This window comes from Paenibacillus xinjiangensis, from assembly GCF_059686975.1.
The window spans coordinates 62444-80695 of the sequence record NZ_JCAALS010000008.1 but is presented as its reverse complement, the minus strand read 5'-3'; the positions used below and the strand labels follow the sequence as shown (position 1 = coordinate 80695).

General features: G+C 42.1%; 25 protein-coding genes. 16 read left to right on the top strand and 9 right to left on the bottom strand.

Annotated features, from left to right (window positions below):
* The first annotated feature begins 26 nt into the window (after positions 1-26).
* The 11 genes from AC6ESP_RS10220 to AC6ESP_RS10170 all read left to right on the top strand — a co-directional run bounded on the left by AC6ESP_RS10220 (position 27) and on the right by AC6ESP_RS10170 (position 9436).
* Positions 27-734 carry a response regulator transcription factor gene (locus tag AC6ESP_RS10220; protein WP_497096726.1) on the top strand — a complete coding sequence of 236 codons (708 nt, stop codon included), beginning with the start codon at positions 27-29 and terminating at the stop codon, positions 732-734.
* On the top strand, positions 731-1756 hold the full coding sequence (locus AC6ESP_RS10215; RefSeq protein ID WP_497096608.1) for a sensor histidine kinase: 1026 nt from the start codon (positions 731-733) through the stop codon (positions 1754-1756). The genes AC6ESP_RS10220 and AC6ESP_RS10215 overlap by 4 nt, the downstream gene beginning before the upstream one ends.
* Positions 1757-1816: 60 nt before the next feature.
* Positions 1817-2737: an ABC transporter ATP-binding protein gene (locus tag AC6ESP_RS10210; RefSeq protein ID WP_497096607.1), complete on the top strand. Its 921-nt coding sequence runs from the start codon at positions 1817-1819 to the stop codon at positions 2735-2737.
* Positions 2730-3467 (top strand): ABC transporter permease, encoded by a 738-nt coding sequence (locus AC6ESP_RS10205; RefSeq protein ID WP_497096606.1) that lies wholly within the window; start codon positions 2730-2732, stop codon positions 3465-3467. The genes AC6ESP_RS10210 and AC6ESP_RS10205 overlap by 8 nt, the downstream gene beginning before the upstream one ends.
* Positions 3467-4270 carry an undecaprenyl-diphosphate phosphatase gene (locus AC6ESP_RS10200; protein WP_497096605.1) on the top strand — a complete coding sequence of 268 codons (804 nt, stop codon included), beginning with the start codon at positions 3467-3469 and terminating at the stop codon, positions 4268-4270. Before AC6ESP_RS10205 ends, AC6ESP_RS10200 begins: the two co-directional genes overlap by 1 nt.
* A 107-nt stretch (positions 4271-4377) precedes the next feature.
* Positions 4378-4797, top strand: a complete 420-nt coding sequence (locus tag AC6ESP_RS10195; RefSeq protein ID WP_497096725.1) for an S-layer homology domain-containing protein — start codon at positions 4378-4380, stop codon at positions 4795-4797.
* 263 nt (positions 4798-5060) lie between these two features.
* Positions 5061-6059 (top strand): glycoside hydrolase family 53 protein, encoded by a 999-nt coding sequence (locus tag AC6ESP_RS10190; RefSeq protein WP_497096724.1) that lies wholly within the window; start codon positions 5061-5063, stop codon positions 6057-6059.
* 416 nt (positions 6060-6475) lie between these two features.
* A complete protein-coding gene (gene tyrS, locus AC6ESP_RS10185) occupies positions 6476-7735 on the top strand; it encodes a tyrosine--tRNA ligase (RefSeq protein WP_497096604.1) in 1260 nt (419 codons plus the stop codon).
* 96 nt (positions 7736-7831) lie between these two features.
* The gene (locus AC6ESP_RS10180; protein WP_497096603.1) at positions 7832-8638 is read left to right on the top strand and encodes an AAC(3) family N-acetyltransferase; all 807 of its coding nucleotides are present in this window, start codon (positions 7832-7834) and stop codon (positions 8636-8638) included.
* A gap of 33 nt (positions 8639-8671) precedes the next feature.
* On the top strand, positions 8672-9157 hold the full coding sequence (locus AC6ESP_RS10175) for a GAF domain-containing protein (protein ID WP_497096602.1): 486 nt from the start codon (positions 8672-8674) through the stop codon (positions 9155-9157).
* A 126-nt stretch (positions 9158-9283) separates the two neighbouring features.
* Positions 9284-9436, top strand: a complete 153-nt coding sequence (locus AC6ESP_RS10170; protein WP_497096601.1) for a sporulation protein YjcZ — start codon at positions 9284-9286, stop codon at positions 9434-9436.
* A gap of 112 nt (positions 9437-9548) precedes the next feature.
* On the opposite strand, the gene AC6ESP_RS10165 is transcribed toward AC6ESP_RS10170, so the two are convergent.
* The 4 genes from AC6ESP_RS10165 to AC6ESP_RS10150 form a co-directional block, all read right to left on the bottom strand.
* The gene (locus AC6ESP_RS10165; protein WP_497096600.1) at positions 9549-9959 is read right to left on the bottom strand and encodes an ImmA/IrrE family metallo-endopeptidase; all 411 of its coding nucleotides are present in this window, start codon (positions 9957-9959) and stop codon (positions 9549-9551) included.
* 8 nt (positions 9960-9967) lie between these two features.
* Positions 9968-10387 carry a helix-turn-helix domain-containing protein gene (locus tag AC6ESP_RS10160; protein ID WP_497096723.1) on the bottom strand — a complete coding sequence of 140 codons (420 nt, stop codon included), beginning with the start codon at positions 10385-10387 and terminating at the stop codon, positions 9968-9970.
* A gap of 278 nt (positions 10388-10665) precedes the next feature.
* On the bottom strand, positions 10666-10959 hold the full coding sequence (locus AC6ESP_RS10155) for a hypothetical protein (protein ID WP_497096599.1): 294 nt from the start codon (positions 10957-10959) through the stop codon (positions 10666-10668).
* 327 nt (positions 10960-11286) lie between these two features.
* Complete coding sequence (locus tag AC6ESP_RS10150; protein WP_497096598.1) at positions 11287-11469, bottom strand: hypothetical protein; 183 nt, start codon at positions 11467-11469, stop codon at positions 11287-11289.
* A gap of 173 nt (positions 11470-11642) precedes the next feature.
* On the opposite strand from AC6ESP_RS10150, the gene AC6ESP_RS10145 reads away from it, so the two are divergent.
* Both AC6ESP_RS10145 and AC6ESP_RS10140 read left to right on the top strand, forming a co-directional pair.
* Entirely contained in the window at positions 11643-11984 is a 342-nt protein-coding gene (locus AC6ESP_RS10145) for a sigma-70 family RNA polymerase sigma factor (RefSeq protein ID WP_497096597.1), read from the top strand.
* Positions 11936-12160: a hypothetical protein gene (locus AC6ESP_RS10140; protein WP_497096596.1), complete on the top strand. Its 225-nt coding sequence runs from the start codon at positions 11936-11938 to the stop codon at positions 12158-12160. The genes AC6ESP_RS10145 and AC6ESP_RS10140 overlap by 49 nt, the downstream gene beginning before the upstream one ends.
* Positions 12161-12591: 431 nt before the next feature.
* On the opposite strand, the gene AC6ESP_RS10135 is transcribed toward AC6ESP_RS10140, so the two are convergent.
* The 4 genes from AC6ESP_RS10135 to AC6ESP_RS10120 form a co-directional block, all read right to left on the bottom strand.
* A complete protein-coding gene (locus AC6ESP_RS10135) occupies positions 12592-12660 on the bottom strand; it encodes an excalibur calcium-binding domain-containing protein (RefSeq protein ID WP_497096722.1) in 69 nt (22 codons plus the stop codon).
* Positions 12661-13070: 410 nt separating this feature from the next.
* Complete coding sequence (locus tag AC6ESP_RS10130) at positions 13071-13526, bottom strand: hypothetical protein (protein WP_497096595.1); 456 nt, start codon at positions 13524-13526, stop codon at positions 13071-13073.
* A 476-nt stretch (positions 13527-14002) separates the two neighbouring features.
* Positions 14003-14209, bottom strand: a complete 207-nt coding sequence (locus AC6ESP_RS10125) for a DUF3238 domain-containing protein (RefSeq protein WP_497096721.1) — start codon at positions 14207-14209, stop codon at positions 14003-14005.
* Positions 14210-14221: 12 nt separating this feature from the next.
* Positions 14222-14635: a hypothetical protein gene (locus tag AC6ESP_RS10120; RefSeq protein ID WP_497096594.1), complete on the bottom strand. Its 414-nt coding sequence runs from the start codon at positions 14633-14635 to the stop codon at positions 14222-14224.
* Between the two features lie 251 nt (positions 14636-14886).
* Here AC6ESP_RS10120 and AC6ESP_RS10115 point away from each other — a divergent pair, with 251 nt between their 5' ends.
* The 3 genes from AC6ESP_RS10115 (at position 14887) to tnpB (ending at position 16370) form a co-directional block, all read left to right on the top strand.
* Positions 14887-15561 carry a hypothetical protein gene (locus AC6ESP_RS10115; protein ID WP_497096593.1) on the top strand — a complete coding sequence of 225 codons (675 nt, stop codon included), beginning with the start codon at positions 14887-14889 and terminating at the stop codon, positions 15559-15561.
* A 223-nt stretch (positions 15562-15784) separates the two neighbouring features.
* Positions 15785-15901: an IS66 family insertion sequence element accessory protein TnpA gene (gene tnpA, locus AC6ESP_RS10110; protein WP_497096592.1), complete on the top strand. Its 117-nt coding sequence runs from the start codon at positions 15785-15787 to the stop codon at positions 15899-15901.
* 214 nt (positions 15902-16115) lie between these two features.
* Complete coding sequence (tnpB, locus tag AC6ESP_RS10105) at positions 16116-16370, top strand: IS66 family insertion sequence element accessory protein TnpB (protein ID WP_497096591.1); 255 nt, start codon at positions 16116-16118, stop codon at positions 16368-16370.
* Between the two features lie 96 nt (positions 16371-16466).
* Here tnpB and AC6ESP_RS10100 read toward each other — a convergent pair whose 3' ends face one another.
* Positions 16467-18170 carry a methyl-accepting chemotaxis protein gene (locus tag AC6ESP_RS10100; protein WP_497096590.1) on the bottom strand — a complete coding sequence of 568 codons (1704 nt, stop codon included), beginning with the start codon at positions 18168-18170 and terminating at the stop codon, positions 16467-16469.
* Positions 18171-18252: the final 82 nt, after the last annotated feature.

Here is an 18252-nt window from a genome sequence, read left to right as displayed (position 1 = left end):
TATAGTTAAAGGAGATACATTTGAATATGAGCGCTATAAAACTGCTTATCGCAGAGGATGAAAAGGAAATACGAGATTTATTAAAAAAATATTTGGAGCGCGAATTTTACGTTGTGGATACTGCGACTAATGGGGAAGAGGCTCTTCGCATGTTCCGACAAGGGAGCTATAATCTGGTCATTTTGGATTTAATGATGCCTCAATTGGATGGTATTGAAGTATGCAAAGCGATTAGGAGCATCTCCAATGTTCCAATTGTCATACTGACGGCAAAGGATCATGAAACAGAAAAGATATTAGGCTTAAGTATCGGAGCAGACGATTATATTACAAAACCGTTCAGCATCCATGAGGTTGTTGCGAGAATTAAAGCTCTGCTGCGGAGATATATGATTCTTGGCAGTGAGGGAGAAGAACCATCGCAGCATTTACTTAGCTTTAAAGGAATTACAATTGATCCGAAAGCGTATACGGTATATATCGAAGGCAAACAGACGGCATTAACTGCCAAGGAATTCGACTTGCTTAAGCTCTTAGCCTCTAATCCGGGACAAGTGTTTACGAAGACACAAATTTTCCGCCAAGTGTGGGGCACGGACTATATTGAAGATGATAATACTGTAATGGTTCATATAAGAAAACTTCGTAAAAAAATTGAATTTGATCCATCTCAACCCCAATATATTCAAACCGTTTGGGGCATTGGTTATAAATTTTCAGGTAAAACAGAATGAATACGACAAAAACTCTCGTGATGCTTGTGCTTCAACTTTGTTTGACGGCTATTCTAGCTTTACTAACGAGGAATACCTTAGGCGAATGGGAATGGACCTTATTGGTAATCATACTCGGTTTAAATTTACTGATGCTAACAAGAACAATCCGCAATCAACAAGAATTAAATCACACTTCAATACTCCTTCGCCAAGTTGTAAAAGGTAATTTTAAAACAAGATTACTGACCAAAAACGACGATAGCTGGAACGAGATTGTCTTCACCATCAATGAGCTCATTGGTATATTGGAAAAAACACAAATTGAGGCCGTTCAATCGCAAGCCGCACGTCAACGGCTCTTGTCTAGCATTTCACATGATATTCGAACACCGCTTACCTCGATTATCGGTTATGTAGACGCATTAAGAGATGGACAGTGGGAATCGGAACAAGAGAAACAATCCTATTTGGACATTCTATGGACCAAATCAATCCGCTTAAAAGAAATGATTGACGATCTGTTCACAATGGCTAAGCTTGATGCGGATGAATTGCCAATGAAAGAGGAAATATTCGATATCGCTGAAATCACAAGAGAAATAGTAATAGAGTTTCTACCGACAATCGAAAAAGAAGAGATCACAATGCAGATTCAGCTTCCTGAGGTAGCCTATTTCGTTAAGGCTGATCGAATTGCTGTAACGCGCATGATCCAGAATATTATAAAAAACGCCTTACAGTACGGAGCAGAAGGAAAAATTATTGGAGTCGAACTCTACGGACAAGAAGAGTTATATAACCTAACGGTCTGGGATAGGGGTCCCGGGATTCAGGCTGACAAGGTTTCTCGGATCTTCGAGAGGACCTATCGGGAAGATCAATCCAGAGGATCGAATAGTGGTGGCAGTGGACTTGGGTTATCTATCGTGAAGGCTTTGGCAGAAAAAAATCACGGTTCGGTTCATGTGAAGAGCAAGTCCTGGGAAAAAACAGAATTTACTCTATCGTTTGCGAAATCGACTGGATTAAGAAACGATTAAGAAATAGGTAAACTCCAGTTAAAGCCGTTTTCCTATAATAAGGACAAGGAGGCGGAACAATTGAACGCAATTATTAAGACCGTTAATCTAACGAAACGATATGATAGCCAAAACTCTGTGGATCATGTCAACCTCACGGTCAATCAAGGTGAAATATATGGATTTCTTGGTCGTAATGGTGCAGGGAAAACGACTACAATACGAATGCTCCTTGGCTTGATAAAGCCGACATACGGACAGATCGAACTCTTCGGCATGGATATGATGTCGAATAAGAAGGACGTATTGCGAAGGATCGGCTCAATTGTTGAGGTTCCAGGCTTTTATGAGAACCTGACGGCCAAAGAGAATTTGCAAATTAATGCGAAGATCATGGGTATCCATAAAAAAAATGCAATAGAAGAAGCGCTTGAGATTGTTGGTTTGCAGCATGAGACACGAAAGCTAACCGGAAAGTTTTCTCTAGGTATGAAACAACGGCTGGGCATTGCCAGAGCACTTCTGCATTATCCAGAGCTATTAATCCTAGACGAGCCTACCAATGGACTAGATCCAATCGGCATTAAGGAAATGCGGCGGTTGATCAAATTATTAGCTCAGGAACGTCAAATAACCGTTTTTATTTCAAGCCACATTTTATCAGAAGTAGAGCTGTTGGCGGATCGGCTAGGAATCATTCACGAAGGCAGACTGCTGGAGGAAATCAGTATAGACAAACTACATGTGGCAAACCGCCGGTACATGGAGTTTCAAGTTAATAACGATAACCAAGCTGCCCTTTTGCTGGAGAAACATATGGGCATTACTGATTATAAAGTGCAGGTCGAAGGGAATATTCGCATTTATTCTCATTTTGGCCAACAAGGAAAAATAAACAAACTATTCGTTGAACATGATGTCGAGGTATTAAAAATTGCTGCTAGTGAGAATAGTCTAGAGGATTATTTCACAAGCCTTGTAGGAGGTGGCACTATTGGTTGATTTGTTCTCTGCCGAACTCCTTAAACTGAAACGCTCCAAAATGCTGCTGCTCAGCTTATCGGGTGGTGCGTTAGTACCGTTCTTTCTTGTACTTGCCTTCTATATGGATTCCTTAAATAAGCCAACAGCCGAGAATGCTGTGTTTGAAGCGCTGTTCTATAATACGAGCATGTATACGATGTTACTGACGGGGGTTCCGTTATATAGCGTAATAATCGCCTATTTGTTTAGCCGCGAATACACGGAGGATACCTTGAAGCATTTGTTGACCATTCCTGTGACTAGGACGAGCTTAATCCTTATTAAGCTGCTAGTTCTGCTACTGTGGATTTATGTATTGACGGTGGAAGCATGGGGGCTGACGCTTGGATTTGGATTGTTGGTACAATTTGAAGGATTGAGTATTAATCTGATGATTCAATCCTTAGCCGAATATATGATCGGAGCCACGCTGCTTGCCACGCTGTTAACTCCAATCGTACTGATCACGGTTATGATGAAAACTTATGTGCCAGCCATCATTGCAGCCATTTCAATTACATTGGTAAACCTATTAGTTAGTAGTTCGGATTATCGTATTTTCAATCCCTGGTCAGCTGCTTTCGATATTGCTCATGGCACCTTACCAACTGTTTATCCGAGTGTTATTGCTTATTCCTTAATCGTGTTTACAGCGATAACGGGGCTTGCGGTCACCTTAATATACTTTAGAAAGGCGGATATTCATTAATGGTTGATATTATTAGCGCAATCATATTAGGTATTGTAGAAGGTTTAACTGAATTTCTGCCCGTATCATCAACAGGCCATCTCATTCTTGCAGGGCACTTGTTAGGCTTCGAGGGTGACGCAGCGACGACCTTTAAAATTGTTATACAGCTGGGAGCTGTAATGGCAGTATTTATTCTTTATTGGAAAAAGTATGTGGAGATCGGAGTGAATCTAAGTAAGCTCGACTTTTCCAAGAATAAAGGACTGAATGCCATTCATATGATTCTGGCCATGATACCTGCACTGATTGTTTATTTGCTTCTTAAAGATTTCATTAAGAGCCGTTTATTTGGGCCAATGCCCGTATTGATTGGCCTCATTTTAGGCGGTATTCTAATGATTATTGCAGCTAAATCAAGACGAAAAGTAACGGCTGAAAATACCGATGATCTTAGTTATAAGCAAGCAATGGGGATAGGTTTTTTTCAATGCCTCGCTTTATGGCCGGGATTTTCGAGGTCGGGTTCAACCATATCTGGCGGACTATTACTAGGCACAAGTCAAAAGGCGGCTGCCGATTTTACATTTATTATCTCGGTTCCGGTAATGTTTGGCGCTACTCTTCTGGATCTATATGATAGTCGCGACATATTGTCGAAGGATGATATTCTATTATTTCTGATCGGCTTTGCTACTTCCTTTGTAGTTGCTATGTTGGCTGTCGTCACCTTCCTGAAGGTCATTAAAAGGCTAGGTTTAGAATGGTTTGCGTTATATAGATTTATCCTTGCGGGAGCCTTTTATCTTATCGTTATGTTATAGCGTGAAAGAAATAAAGATGCCATCAAAGCCCCTCGGTATATTCATATATAACATTTTTTTATTCACGGAATGTGATTTGGATAGATACGAGGTTTTTTGGATAGAGCATTGGGCTTAAGCCGGATGCTCAGTCAAGTCCTTTCACGGATGTAAATACGACAGATTGGTATAGCCGTTATATTCAAACTGCTTATGCCAACAGCTTGATCAACGGATTTGGAGAAGATACGTTCAAACCGAATGATAAAATTACACGTGAGCAAGCGATGACGATCATCGCCAAAATGATGATGCTAACCGGTATTCAAACAGAGCTTCAAGCGACAGAGGCAGAACAGCTGCTTAGTCCGTTCGAGGATAGAGCTGCCATATCTGATTGGGCATTGTCGGGCATTATCGATTGCTTGCAGACCGGAATTGTTTCCGGGGAAACGAGCACACAGCTTGCTCCGAAAGCTTATATTTCTCGAGCTGAGGTCGCAACGCTGGCACAGAGAATTCTACAAGCAACGGATCTGATCCTATAGATTCTGATTAGAAGAGCACTAGAGGTCACGCAGCGGCGTGGCCTCTTTCTTTTTGCAGAAGTGGAGAAAGCTTGACTCGTTGTGAAAAGGAAATTAGGCTTCCATAACATTATGAATGTTGCAATTATATCCTATGTGCAGAGGTTGGAAGCCCATATAATGAAAGCGTATACATTAAAGGATTATTGCTTCAACATTCAGGTGAAGGAGGAGATGGAATGAAACGAAGGATTGTAAGCCTTATGCTTGTTGCAGCGCTGTTAATGACTATTATTGGAGTGAATGGGGGATCTGTTCCGCAGGTCAGCGCCGCTCCGGCATTCGCGAAAGGTGCGGACATCAGCTGGGTACCCGGTATGGAGGCGCAAGGCTATACCTGGAAGGACAAAAACGGTGTAACTAGGGACATTATTCAAATCCTGAAGCAGGACTACCAGATCAACTCTGTACGTATTCGAGTCTTTGTTAATCCTTCTTCGAGCTATGGCAACGGATATATGAATAAAGATCGCGCTGCAACCTTGGCGAAGCGGGCGAAGGATGCCGGAATGAGCGTCATGCTTACACTTCACTACAGCGATTCGTGGGCTGATCCGGGCCAGCAGACCAAGCCAGCTGCTTGGGCAAGCTATACCTTCCAGCAGCTGATGGACGCTGTATGGAATCATACGCGCGAGGTTATGACAGCTATGCAGAGCAAGGGTGTCACACCTGATTGGGTACAGATCGGCAACGAAACGAATGACGGTATGCTCTGGAATGATGGCAAAGCATCCTTGAACATGCAAAACTACGCTTGGCTGATCAACACTGGCAACAATGCGGTGAAGTCTATTAGCTCGGCTACCAAAACCATTGTTCATCTGGCGAATGGCTATGACAACAGTGTGTTCGTCTGGAATATTGGCGGACTAATCGCTAACGGGGCAACCTTCGATATTATTGGGATGTCGCTGTATCCATCCAGTTCAGATTGGTCGTCTAAGGTCACACAAACGGTCAGCAACTCGAACAATATGATTACGCGGTATGGCAAGCCAATCATGATTACTGAGATCGGAATGGATTATAACCAGCCTGCCGCTGCCAAAAGCTTCGTTGCCGATATTAAGACGAAGATACGCAACATCTCAGGCGGGAAAGGTCTAGGCGTATTTTATTGGGAGCCGCAAGCCACTCCTAGCTATAACGGGGGCTATAGTAAGGGAGCATGGCAGGCAGATGGCAAGCCGACAATCGCGCTGGAGGGCTTCTTGAATTAATGAATAACGACCTATCCGCCGGACGAGAAAGGCTGGCGGTAGGTTGTTAGTTCTGCGAAAATCTGTGATCTGGATTGACAAGAAATCTATAATTAAATATACTGTCTGTAATCTAATATGTGATATACGTTGAAGAAGCCCAGTAGCAGCTTGTCACTGTTTGCAGAAAGTCAGGGGTTGATGGAACCTGGCACACACAAGCGCGCGAATTACACCTTTGGAGTATCTTAGTTATCTAAGCGGAGTAGCAATCGATATTATTGCTGAAAGTGGTATGAATGACGGCTCGTCCGCCCTTCATGCAATCTGGGTGGTAACACGGTTATTCAATCGTCCCTATGTCTACAATAGACACGGGGGCGATTTTTTATTTTTTACGAGCAGTAGGATGATCATTAAGAGGGAGTGAATAAACCATGAACATTATGGACGAATTACAATGGCGTGACGCCATCAACCAACAGACGGATGAAGAGGGACTGCGCAAATTAATAGATGAAAAACAAATTTCCTTGTATTGTGGTGTTGATCCAACGGGCGACAGCATGCACATCGGACATTTGATTCCTTTCATGATGCTGAAGCGGTTCCAGCTTGCCGGGCATAAGCCTGTTATTCTAATCGGCGGTGCAACTGGTACAATCGGTGATCCAAGCGGTCGTCAGACGGAGCGCAGCCTGCAAACGATGGAGCAAATACAGGCTAACGTGGATGCACTGACTGCCCAGATGAAAAAGCTGTTCGACACCGATGGCAGCAATCGGGTAACGATGGTGAACAACTACGACTGGACCCATAAAATCAATGTTATCGACTTCTTGCGTGACTACGGGAAGAACTTCAGCATCAATACGATGCTCTCCAAGGATGTCGTATCCAGCAGGCTCGACAGCGGGATTTCATTCACGGAGTTCTCGTACCAGATTCTGCAATCCATGGATTACCTTCATCTGTTCAAGGAGAATGACGTTCAGCTGCAGATTGGCGGCTCTGATCAATGGGGCAACATTACGAGCGGCCTGGACCTGATTCGCAAAAAAGAAGGCTCAGAGGCTCAAGCGTTCGGATTGACGATCCCTCTTATGCTGAAAGCGGATGGTACGAAGTTCGGCAAAACAGCTGGCGGCGCAGTATGGCTCGATCCTAACAAAACAACGCCATTCGAATTCTACCAATTCTGGGCGAACACAGATGACCGTGATGTTATTAAATACTTGAAGTTCTTCACCTTCCTCAGCAAATCGGAAATCGATGCTTTGGCAGAAAAGGTGCAGACCGAGCCTCATAAACGCGAAGCGCAAAAAACGCTGGCGGAGGAAATGACGAAGTTCGTACACAGTGAGGAATTGCTGGAGCAGGCCAAAAAAATTACAGCTGCACTATTCAGTGGTGATATTAAGTCGCTGACGGCAGATGAAATCGAGCAAGGCTTCAAAGAAATGCCTACCTTCCAAGCCTCAAAAGAGCCGAAGAATATTGTGGATTGGCTGGTAGACACCGGTATTGAGCCTTCTAAGCGCCAAGCTCGAGAGGATATTACGAAAGGCGCGATCTCGATGAATGGCGAGCGTGTCAATGATCTTGAGACGGAGATCACTGCTGCTGATGCATTCGATGGCCGCTTCATTATTATTCGCAAAGGCAAAAAGAACTACAGCTTAGTGAGATTAACCTAGGATAATCCAACTGAAAGCATTATGTAGAGGCTTCGCATGAGTTCATTGGGCTTATGCGAAGCCTCTTTTGGATTAAGGAAGAATAGGAGTATGTATATGAAATATAACGAGGCAGAATTGCCGATTACTATAGCAACACTAGCGAGAGATTTATCGAATCTAGGCGTATCCAGTGGGATGACTCTACTCGTTCACTCTTCGCTTAGTGCAATGAACCGCTTTATTGCAGGCGGCGCGCAGACTGTCGTTCTAGCATTGGAAGAGCTTATTGGTGAGCAAGGGACACTTGTTATGCCTACCCATACTAGCGATTTATCCGATCCTGCCAAATGGCAGAATCCGCCGGTGCCTGAAGCATGGTGGAGCATCCTTCGCGAGGAAATGCCGCCTTTTCAGCCGGATCTGACTCCGACTAGTGCAATGGGTGCTCTCGTCGAATGCTTCCGGAAGCAAGAGGGAACCATTCGCAGCAGTCATCCTCAAGTATCCTTCGCTGCCAGAGGGCCAGGGGCACATGAGATTGTCGACAATCATTCGCTTAGCTATGGGTTTGGAGAGGGATCGCCGCTGGCACGTCTCTATGATTGTGATGGCTGGGTGCTCTTGCTCGGAGTGGAGCATGGCAACAATACATCCTTGCATCTTGCAGAATATAGAGCGAGCTATAGCGGTAAAATGCTGGCAAGGCAAGGTGCTCCTGTGCTTAAGAATGGCCGTAGAGAGTGGCTGGAGTATGATGAGATTAACTATGATTCGGAGGATTTTGCAGCCATTGGAGAAGCGTTCGAACGGGATACGGCATTCGTTCGAATAGGCACAATAGGAGATGCTGTTGTCCGCTTAATGCCTCAGAGGCAGCTTGTTGATTATGGTGTCCAGTGGATGGAGAAGCATCGGGAATAGTGCGATTCTATTAATTACAGGGAGAGATATCCTATGTTTGTGAATGAACTTTATACGGGAACCAGAGAGGAAAACTACGGTTTGTTATTGAAGCAGCTGGTCAGCTTAGTAGAGGATGAGAAGAGCAGAATCGCGAATTTAGCGAATGCATCTGCGCTGTTGAATCAATTTCTCAGCGATATTAACTGGGTAGGCTTCTACCTGCTGGATGGAGATCGAGAGCTGGTGCTCGGTCCTTTCCAGGGTAAGCAGGCTTGTACGCGAATAGCGGTGGGCAAAGGTGTATGCGGCACCGCCATAAGCCGCAATGAAGCCATATTGGTTGACGATGTTCATCAATTTCCTGGACATATTGCATGCGACAGTGCTTCGAATTCAGAGCTCGTTATTCCGCTGCGCAGCAAGGGGCAGCTGATCGGGGTGCTCGACATCGATAGTCCCCTATTCAGCCGTTTCGATGAGATGGATCTTCGTTATTTATCAGAGTTCACTGAGCTGCTGGGAACATACATGTCATAGCTGCATAACGGAAGGTCAGGTTCCTCCTTGCACAAAAATGAGCAGGAGCACAATTTGTGAAACAGCCTATACACTTTGGCTTTTACGACATAGGATACTGTACCTTAGGTAAAAGGAGATGAACAAATGAGCTATGGAGTAGGTAGTGTTGCTGGTGCAGGTTACGGACCAGGGTGCGGCGGCGGTTGCGGTGGCGGTTATGGTGGTAACTCGAGCATTGGTTTTATTCTTGTCCTTTTCATCCTGCTTGTCATCATCAGCCGTTCACTCTGGTTCTAGTCTTGCTCTGATTGCAGCTAATAGTAACGTGTCCAGACACAAAATCATCATTATAGATAATCAGAAACCCCCAAGTGCCTGAGCCTTGGGGGTTTCTGATGCCTATTTAGTTTTATAAATAAAACTTGTCCATTTCCTTGGGGATGTTGTTGCGCTGCAGCAATTCACCGATGGATTCGCAGCGTCCTAATGCATCGCCAGCTGTGAGCAGTCTGACCGCAAATTTATTCGCCTGCCGCTCTAGCTTGCCAACATTGAAGAAGGACTGCTCTTCCAGCCAGAACTGATTGAAGCCTGGATGGAGCCGATCATGCCCAAGCTCATGGGCACAGACGAAGCGGCGCCAATCATCTGGCAGCTGGTCATGGATGACGATAAATCTGCGCCGCAGCTTTTTATAATATAATCCCTTGGTTTGTTCACCCAAATCGGCATATCGAATATGAATACCTAATCCACTTGCGATGGTGAATGGATCGTTCGTATGGTACTTTCGGATAAGCCGCATGATTAGTTTGTCCATAGCACCACCTACTTGTCGGTATTGTTGGGCGATTGGTCCTCAGCAGCTGCTTTTTTGCCGCGCTTGTTCATCTGCTTCGCTTCCCAGAACAATCCAGTAAGCACATCCATGACACGCTGACGGTCGGCCTTGCTGATCGGAACGCCATCGAACATGAGGTCGCCGTCTTCCTCGAGCATTTTCTTGAAATCGCGTTTGTCCTTGGACGTTGCCCATTCGGGAACGGAACTGCTCGCGTGCTCTCTGCCGAGCAGGTAATCGGTAGTCGTATTTAGAATGTCAGCGATCTTCTGCAGATCCTCGCTTGAAGGAATGACTCTATCATTCTCGATATGTCCGAAGTTGGAACGTCCCATATCCAGCTTAGCAGCGATATCCTGCTGTGTTAATCCTTTTTTCATACGTAACTCTTTGATGATGGCTCCCATTGACATGTTAATCCTCCGCTCTATTCGAAAGGGTATTTAAAATACTTGACGGTATTTATAATACCAAATATAATGAGATTTACAAGTGCAGGCACAAAAGAATCTCTATGAGACAGGGTAGCAAGAATAGGATCAAACGGTAGAAAAGGAAGGAAAAGAGTACGATTTCTGTTGGATCGTATTTCTACTACTCAAATTTTAGTTTATTCCGCTCAAAAGGTAATGTCAATACCGCAAAAGAATCATTGTTTTTTTAATAAATAGGGTATTTAAAATACCTAATAAGACATGGGAGGGTAATAATGATGAACATTGAACAAATCGCGGTTGATCAATTGAAATCCTGTATCACCTTTCCAATAACTGATGGATTTCAATGTTTCTGGAGGGACGGAGTAACTCGCACTATGAAAGAACCCGCCATTAACACCAATATGAGGCGTTGAAGTAATTTGTTTGTTAATGATTTCGGGCTTGGTACTTTCAATTTCGGTTGTAAGAATAGCATAATTGTACTTAATGTTTGGATTTCCAATGTCAGAAACTTTTTTCATAGAGAATGTATAAGACATATTATCACTCCTTTTTATGGAGTAGGTATTCTGGCCAGAATAGCCTTTCATAATATAAGGGAAATCAGCGAGATATTTTAACAACTTATGGTTCAGAATTAATTAAGTTTCAGATATGAGCCTGGTAAAGTTAGATCTGTTCTAAGTGTTTAATTTAAGTAGACCAGTTAGTGCTCGAATCACTCCAACTGTATGTCGTATTGGAATTACTTAAATGTAGAAAGAATCTTTAAATAGAAATTTTGTGCTGGAATCGATTCTCGGAGCCTACACATTATGAACTTGTGTCCTTAATAACTAAAGGAAGGAATATAGGATAGAAAAGAGTTAAACGTCGTTTTTTTTACTTTCTTCTATAGAATGAATGGCTTTAGTTAATTGAGATAAAGAGTGATCCAACTTATCGAGCTTTTCACCTACAGTTTGTAATACATATCTAACCAAAATAAAGCACAACGTTACTGGAAAACCAACATTGGTAACCAATGAAATAATATCTGTTATCTGCATAGAGCAATCTCACCTCCCTTTATCTTTAAAAGAAATAAGGGAGTAAAAAATACAACCATTTTAAAGCGAGAAATGATGTTATAAAAAAAAGAACAAATGTTCCTATTTCGGTTGTGATTCTAATCGATAAATAGCCCTATAGTTACATTATAAGTAAGGGGGGTTCTTCATTAATGGAACCTGTAACCATCTTTGAAAAGTACCGAAAAGAAGTTTATCGAATAGGTTGGAGAATTCAATATCGGGCCAAAGTCTTAAAGCGGAGGGAAAATTCATTCGAGGAAAAACATAATAGGGGGGAGGCGTGCTTTACATTAGATTCCGATAATAAACTTGTTCTAAATCAAATGTTGAGTGGACTATCCTCGGATATTGGTAAAAATATTATATATAGACTCTATATATTAGAGCAAAAAGAAGCTGAAGCTGCTAAGGAAATGAACATGAGTCAACAGGCGGTGAATAAGTGGAAGAAGAAAATGTTAAAAGAGTTATCTCAGATGAAGATTTCATGACTCTATTAGAAAGTGCAAAAAATAATGATCATGATGCTATCTTGAAAATAATAAATCTCTTTTATTCAGATATGAAACATATCAGCAAATATATTCATATGCCTAGAGAGGATGCAATGTCACACATGGTTCTGGAATTACTTGAGTTAATAACCTCTTCAGATACTCTTTTGTAAAACACATATGATATAAATCAAACCAAAAAAGACAGCACGTAGTTTTCTATCTACGCTGTCTTTTTTGGTTTTCATATGACCTATTAAAAATATTATCTATTGAAACAAAACCAGTTGGTAATTAGATCTCTGTTTTCAGATATCGATACCTTGAATGTACTCACCAGCGGACTTATTTTGTTCTAATTGAAGATCATGAAGGTAAAGTTGTGTCGGTATATCTTCGTAGTCTAGGGATTCCATTACTTCATGCAACGCAGCTCCATCAAGAAGAGCAAGTATTACAAAAGAATGCCAAAGCCAGTGGGGCTAACCGCTTCTGTTAAACCGGATCTTTTAGATGCTCTTTCTATCATGAAACGGACCGCATGAGGACTATTAGGCTGCCCCTATTTTATTTAACGTTTCTAATTGAAACATAAGACCACCAATTACTCGCAAGCTACACCGTCTTTATCGCGGTCAAGCGAACGTAACTGGGGATATCGCCTACGGGATATACATTTTTGCTACCAGCTTTAACGATGCAACCCATCGAGATTTTGGGTCAGTACTGTAACTTCTTTGTGCTGCTCCTCTAATTCCCGGAGATACTCACTAACTCATTATTAAAGATGACGAAATTACACTCCCTTGATATGACTATGTTTATACAAGTGCTAGTGATGAATATTGGGAACCAAGTCCAGATCCAAAACGTGATGTTTATTCAATGGTAAGAGTCAATTCAACATAATGGCTGCAGAGTACAGGCTTTTAGAAGATTGTTATTATGACATGTTAAGTAAGTCTAACTAATTCAATTTTCAGATGTAGAGATAATCTCAAAGACAGGCAAAAAAGAAGAGATCTTTAACTAATGGTCAGATTGACCAGAATGTTGAAGATCTCTTCTTTTTTCATGATTAAATTACCACCAGTCAGATATCCCAACTAATTTCCATCCCGCTTCCGTATCTCTAAAAATATATAATTGTTTGCTCTTTTTTGTTTCAGAGGAATACCTAGGACTCCTCTCCAGCGACTCAATAATGACCGCTCTATCACTGCCTATATCATATGAGATCTCTTCGTCAAATTTAATGTCAGTGATTTCTTGAACGACTTTCTCTAGATTGACAACACCTTTATTTGAAGTAACATAAAGTTCATTATAACTCTTACCATCGTTCTCGTGAAAAATTTTGATATATTGATTTAATACTTCTATAATCTTACGTTCATCACCTTCATATTGATTTTCATCGATGTAAACTGGTTCATCATTTACAGAAGCCGACTTAGGAGTGCTCTGGGTTATTTGGTTTGTGCTGCCCACATTATAACTCTGTTCTGAATTTGTTTTTTCTGAATCGCTGCATCCCATGATCAGAGTTATCACGAAAAGTAAAAAAAATGTTTTTTTATAATAGAACACATCCCTTTATGTTTTTGAGCATAGCGGTAGTACATATTCAATGTTCTTTTGCTCTAAGTTAGACGCAATTGAGTAGTATAAAGTTTCAATCGGAAATTACATGAAACTAACGAAGTTAAGTCATGAGGTCTGATCGCTTTTTTCACGTTCGGTTCTGTTAGAGAAATTTTAGAACGAAAGGAAGAATCTCTCAATATAGGAATTAATGTTCCTATTTCGATTTTCGTTCACAACAACTTCCAAATTACTTCCTCTAGAACTAAACTAGCCGTTTGCTTAACTTGAAAACAGCAATATTGATCGGCAGAAGTAATATTGCTGTGGACATATATTAATCCAACACGAAAATATGCCCCTCGGCCATCCAAGGCCGGGGGCATCGGTCCCTTAATAGTCAACAAGCTGTAATAGTACTAGCTGCCGTTTTATCCAGCATTATTAACTGTAACATCCATTGGAGGGAAAAGATTATTGAGAGTTTTTCCTTGTGCTGGTCCATCCCATTTGTATACTGTGGCCCAGGGCTTACCATCAACCTTTTTATAGACTTCATAACATGGAAAACCATCATGAGAACCCTCTACCTGGACCAGACCAGTGCTATAGGCAGTCACTTTAAAATCATAATTAATATCTGGCGCATACTACTGAAATGGTTCTGCTACTGCTCCTGTTAGTTTAAATACAAATTTCCCTGGATTTCCTGTCCCGTCTTTCCCTGTATTACTAATTTCCTGATAAATCATACCATCCCTTGACGCGTATAAGGAGTCGATTTTAGTGCGTGGAGGAGTTAAATTTTTCTCCAATACTTTCCTTTGTGACTCCCCTGTGTTCTTATAATCGAACGCACTCGTAACTTTACCGGTAGTATCATTAATGGTAAGGTTAACTTGTTGAGCAAGACGAAACTTTGGCGAATCGGGATTAAAACCATTCACGCCTCCCCTTTGAGCGGGTGTTCCATCCCCAGCGTACCAAGTAGTAAGAGTTGGTGTATCCGAGAATTGGATCCAATCAAAAGGTAACCATACAGCAATTCTAACAGCAACATTCATGTAAAAACCCCCAAAATTATTGTAGATGGCTAAAGGAGTTAAGAGGATTAATCCTTTACTTTAAGCTCTGATTAGCCACTCATATATAAGGGTAATTACCAATGTATTTTTACAACTATAATTTTATCTGTAAGAATATTTGCTTATTTTTTATTTATAAGGTGAAAGGACCTATAAAAGATAGAACTACCCGAAAACTAAAATTGTCATTAGTATAAAATTATTAAATACTTCTTGAAAGGTGGTTTATTATGAAGAAAGTAGTTGGCGTGATTTTAGTCGTATTAGGGGTAATGATTGTAATAGCTACAGTTAACCCCTTGTATTTAATGTATAAAGAAAAGAAGATCCAACGTACTTTGAATCATCAATACAAAATTACCCAAATGGATCTTGCAAGCAATCGATTAGATTTTAATAATAACATTATTGAGATTATTGAAGAACCGTCAGGAGATTTAGTGAATTTACAAGTTATCTTAAATGGAACTCCCCTTACAGAACCAATTTCTGCACGAATCGCTAATAACAGTACTACATACACGAAAGGAATTTGGGTGAACATTTTTGTTGTTCATAAAAATGAAAATATGAGTAGTGAAGATGATGTAATTGCGATTGTAACAATGCCTGAACCAGATTCATGGAACATTTATTATGTTAATAGTTCAAAACAGGTAGAGACAAAGAGTATGAGCATGGAAAGTAAATCAGAAGATTATTTAGATAGTAGACTAATTAAAAATAGTGGTGCTTCCTTAATGGGTTATAAATCAGATATCCTTTATGTTTCCGGAAATCCCTATGCATTAGTTATACCAGTTGTCATTTTTATTTTTGGCGGCATATTAACTTTAGTAGGCCTTGTAATATTGTTTAGAGTTCGGATACTTAATCAGAGGTTAAATAATTCAAATGAGAGGTAACTGAAGATGAATTATTACCAAAACTGGGCAATATGAGGGCTGATCAAACCTCATTAGACTAGTCGGAACAACAATGATCAAGAGTTGTTAACTCTTGATCATTGTTGTTCTTTATTTTTTTATACTCAACTTCGGTATATATGTAAGCGTCAAAACCAGCCCACCTTCAACATCCAATCTATTCATGAGAAAATGAAGACAACCTAATCGAGGAGGTTGTCTCATGACCACGAGAGAACAACGTCGCCAAGCATGGATGGATCGTATTGCAAATTACAGATCCAGCGGCCTCACAATGGCTGCTTGGTGTAATGCCAATTCTGTACAAAAGAACAACTAAAATACTGGTTTCGCAAAATGAAAGGTGTTTCCTCCCCGGCTTCCCTATCTCCTCTTCCTTCTCCTCGCTTTGTGCCACTTAAGTTGGTCGAAAATAAAGATATTAGTACCCTTTCGTCTTCTCTGGTTGTACGTATCGGACAAGCCAGTATCGAGCTTCATGCCGGCTTCGATCCCCACTTACTCCGCAAAATCGTGATCGCACTTGAGGCGCCATGCTAACTTTACCAAGCGTCCAGCGCGTTTATCTCGCTTGTGGATCAACGGATCTTCGCAAGTCGATCGATGGGTTAGCCGCACTTGTTCAAGCAGGTTTTGGACTCGATCCGTTCTCTCCGTGCGTGAGCTTCGTTGGTTGCTCGATGGACTTGCACTCTGCCAGCGCCAAGCGCACCCGCAAGTCCTCTTTATCGTGCAATACAGCAAAAATCTCGTTGATCGCTTCGCAGTGTGGCTACCAACTGATCTAGACAGCCTATGACTCTATCTATGACTTCCATAAAGATCAGGATCTGCTGTTCACGAAATCTCGATATGTGAGAGTATGCTCCGCTCCGCTTAATCCATTACAACTTGAAGCGATTCATTGATGTTTGCAGGTCATCAGCTAACGCAGCAAGCGTCTGTGCAGAATGGGACACGTCCTCCATAGCTGCTGCTTGCTCCTCACTGGCTGCGGACATATGCTGGACGCGGGCTTCTCCTTCATGGGTAATGACATTCACTCTTTGCATGGAGGATGCCATGAGGCGAGACTGGCCAACGATGTCTGCAATGGCTTGTTCGGTTTCATTTACTTTATTAACAGTATGCGTTATAGCGGTCTCGATGGCTGCGAAGGATTCGGATGCATCATGGCTTTTCGCAGTCCCAAGTGCCACTCGCTCTGCGCCTTTCTTCATCAACAATACAGCATCCTCTGTTCGAGCCTGAATGTTCGAGATCAATCCCGCAATCTGGTGGGAGGATACAGCAGCATCATCAGAGAGCTTGCGGATTTCACCAGCTACGACAGTGAAGCCACGTCCTGCATCACCTGCACGTGCAGCTTCAATAGAAGCGTTAAGAGACAAGAGATTCGTCTGTCCGGCTATTTCGTTAATAGTTGTTACGATTGATCCGATTTGAGTGGACAGGCTGTTCAAGGCTGAGATACCAGCCTCGGTCTCCTCTACCGTCTGTTTAATTTCGATCATTTGCTCATGAATGCTTCTTGCGGCGGCGGCGCCATGTTTATTCGCAAGCTCAGCTTGACCCGCCAGCTGCTGCATTTCCTTCCCAATACTCTCCACATTCTCCATTCGCTCAACCATCTGCTCGGCAGCAAGAGATAGGGCATCAATCGATTGTGTTTGCTTGTCGAAGCCAACAGCTAGACCAGAAGCTTCCCCAGCTATTTGCTCGGCAGCTCCCGAAGTCTGATGAACACTTGCAGTAAGCTCCTCAGATGAAGAGGTTAACGTCTGTGTGCTTTCATTTACTTTATATAACAATCCTCTAATGCCATCAATCATACCATTGAATGAATCCGTTAATTGCCCGATTTCGTCCTTCGACGAATAGGTTCCCCGGACGGACATATTGCCATTCTCTGCCTCAGCCATCAACTGCTTCAAGGCATGTACCGGCTTCGTAATCATTCTAGTAATGATATAAGCGATGGGGATAAGGAGCAGCAGCGCTGCCAGAGTGATCAGCAAGGTGACAATATTGTTGATCTCTGCTCGAAGAAGGTTCTCGTCGTTCATCTCTAAGGCTGCAGCCTCGGCAGAATCAGCTAGTTGGATGAGAAGGGCTGACATTTCATCACGAATAGGATCGGTTTGTTCGGTATAATAGCTGTAAGCCTCAGGTACTTGATCAGTAGTCATATAATTAAGAATCTGCTGTTTCTGTTCCTCATATTGTGTCAGCAGCTCATCATATTTGGAGAGAGCAGCAGACTCCTCAGTCGTTAGGCTGGATTCACGATATTTCGTGAGCAGCTGATTCGTTTGGTCTTGTGTCTCCTGTATCTTCTGAATGATTCCATCTATCAAAGTATCATCATTATTGAACATCAGCTCTAGAAGCAGAGCATTATGTTTATTGTCATTGGACTCGATCTGATTAATCCATGATAGTGGCAGCAGGCTTTTCTCATACATATCTGTTGAGCGCTCAGCCATTTGGCGAGTCGTAATATTACCGCTCGTGCCTACGATAATGATGAAGAAGAGAGCGGATACCACGATTAGAGTGATTTTGCGAGCTATAGTCATTTGTTTCATATTAGGTGTCCTCCTCTGGTCTGTTATCGTCTATGGTAGCAAATATTTCCTAGGGAAAAATGAACAGAAGCTTAAGAGATTA

What these genes read in the sequence shown, in the direction of transcription:
- AC6ESP_RS10220 (WP_497096726.1), top strand. Translation starts at nt 27, where the DNA reads ATGAGCGCTATAAAACTGCTTATCGCAGAGGATGAAAAGGAAATACGA.
- AC6ESP_RS10215 (WP_497096608.1), top strand. Translation starts at nt 731, where the DNA reads ATGAATACGACAAAAACTCTCGTGATGCTTGTGCTTCAACTTTGTTTG.
- AC6ESP_RS10200 (WP_497096605.1), top strand. Translation starts at nt 3,467, where the DNA reads ATGGTTGATATTATTAGCGCAATCATATTAGGTATTGTAGAAGGTTTA.
- AC6ESP_RS10190 (WP_497096724.1), top strand. Translation starts at nt 5,061, where the DNA reads ATGACTATTATTGGAGTGAATGGGGGATCTGTTCCGCAGGTCAGCGCC.
- tyrS (WP_497096604.1), top strand. Translation starts at nt 6,476, where the DNA reads ATGAACATTATGGACGAATTACAATGGCGTGACGCCATCAACCAACAG.
- AC6ESP_RS10180 (WP_497096603.1), top strand. Translation starts at nt 7,832, where the DNA reads ATGAAATATAACGAGGCAGAATTGCCGATTACTATAGCAACACTAGCG.
- AC6ESP_RS10175 (WP_497096602.1), top strand. Translation starts at nt 8,672, where the DNA reads ATGTTTGTGAATGAACTTTATACGGGAACCAGAGAGGAAAACTACGGT.
- AC6ESP_RS10170 (WP_497096601.1), top strand. Translation starts at nt 9,284, where the DNA reads ATGAGCTATGGAGTAGGTAGTGTTGCTGGTGCAGGTTACGGACCAGGG.
- AC6ESP_RS10165 (WP_497096600.1), bottom strand. Translation starts at nt 9,959, where the DNA reads ATGGACAAACTAATCATGCGGCTTATCCGAAAGTACCATACGAACGAT.
- AC6ESP_RS10160 (WP_497096723.1), bottom strand. Translation starts at nt 10,387, where the DNA reads ATGGGAGCCATCATCAAAGAGTTACGTATGAAAAAAGGATTAACACAG.
- AC6ESP_RS10155 (WP_497096599.1), bottom strand. Translation starts at nt 10,959, where the DNA reads ATGTCTTATACATTCTCTATGAAAAAAGTTTCTGACATTGGAAATCCA.
- AC6ESP_RS10150 (WP_497096598.1), bottom strand. Translation starts at nt 11,469, where the DNA reads ATGCAGATAACAGATATTATTTCATTGGTTACCAATGTTGGTTTTCCA.
- AC6ESP_RS10145 (WP_497096597.1), top strand. Translation starts at nt 11,643, where the DNA reads ATGGAACCTGTAACCATCTTTGAAAAGTACCGAAAAGAAGTTTATCGA.
- AC6ESP_RS10130 (WP_497096595.1), bottom strand. Translation starts at nt 13,526, where the DNA reads ATGGGATGCAGCGATTCAGAAAAAACAAATTCAGAACAGAGTTATAAT.
- AC6ESP_RS10120 (WP_497096594.1), bottom strand. Translation starts at nt 14,635, where the DNA reads ATGAATGTTGCTGTTAGAATTGCTGTATGGTTACCTTTTGATTGGATC.
- AC6ESP_RS10115 (WP_497096593.1), top strand. Translation starts at nt 14,887, where the DNA reads ATGAAGAAAGTAGTTGGCGTGATTTTAGTCGTATTAGGGGTAATGATT.
- tnpA (WP_497096592.1), top strand. Translation starts at nt 15,785, where the DNA reads ATGACCACGAGAGAACAACGTCGCCAAGCATGGATGGATCGTATTGCA.
- tnpB (WP_497096591.1), top strand. Translation starts at nt 16,116, where the DNA reads ATGCTAACTTTACCAAGCGTCCAGCGCGTTTATCTCGCTTGTGGATCA.
- AC6ESP_RS10100 (WP_497096590.1), bottom strand. Translation starts at nt 18,170, where the DNA reads ATGAAACAAATGACTATAGCTCGCAAAATCACTCTAATCGTGGTATCC.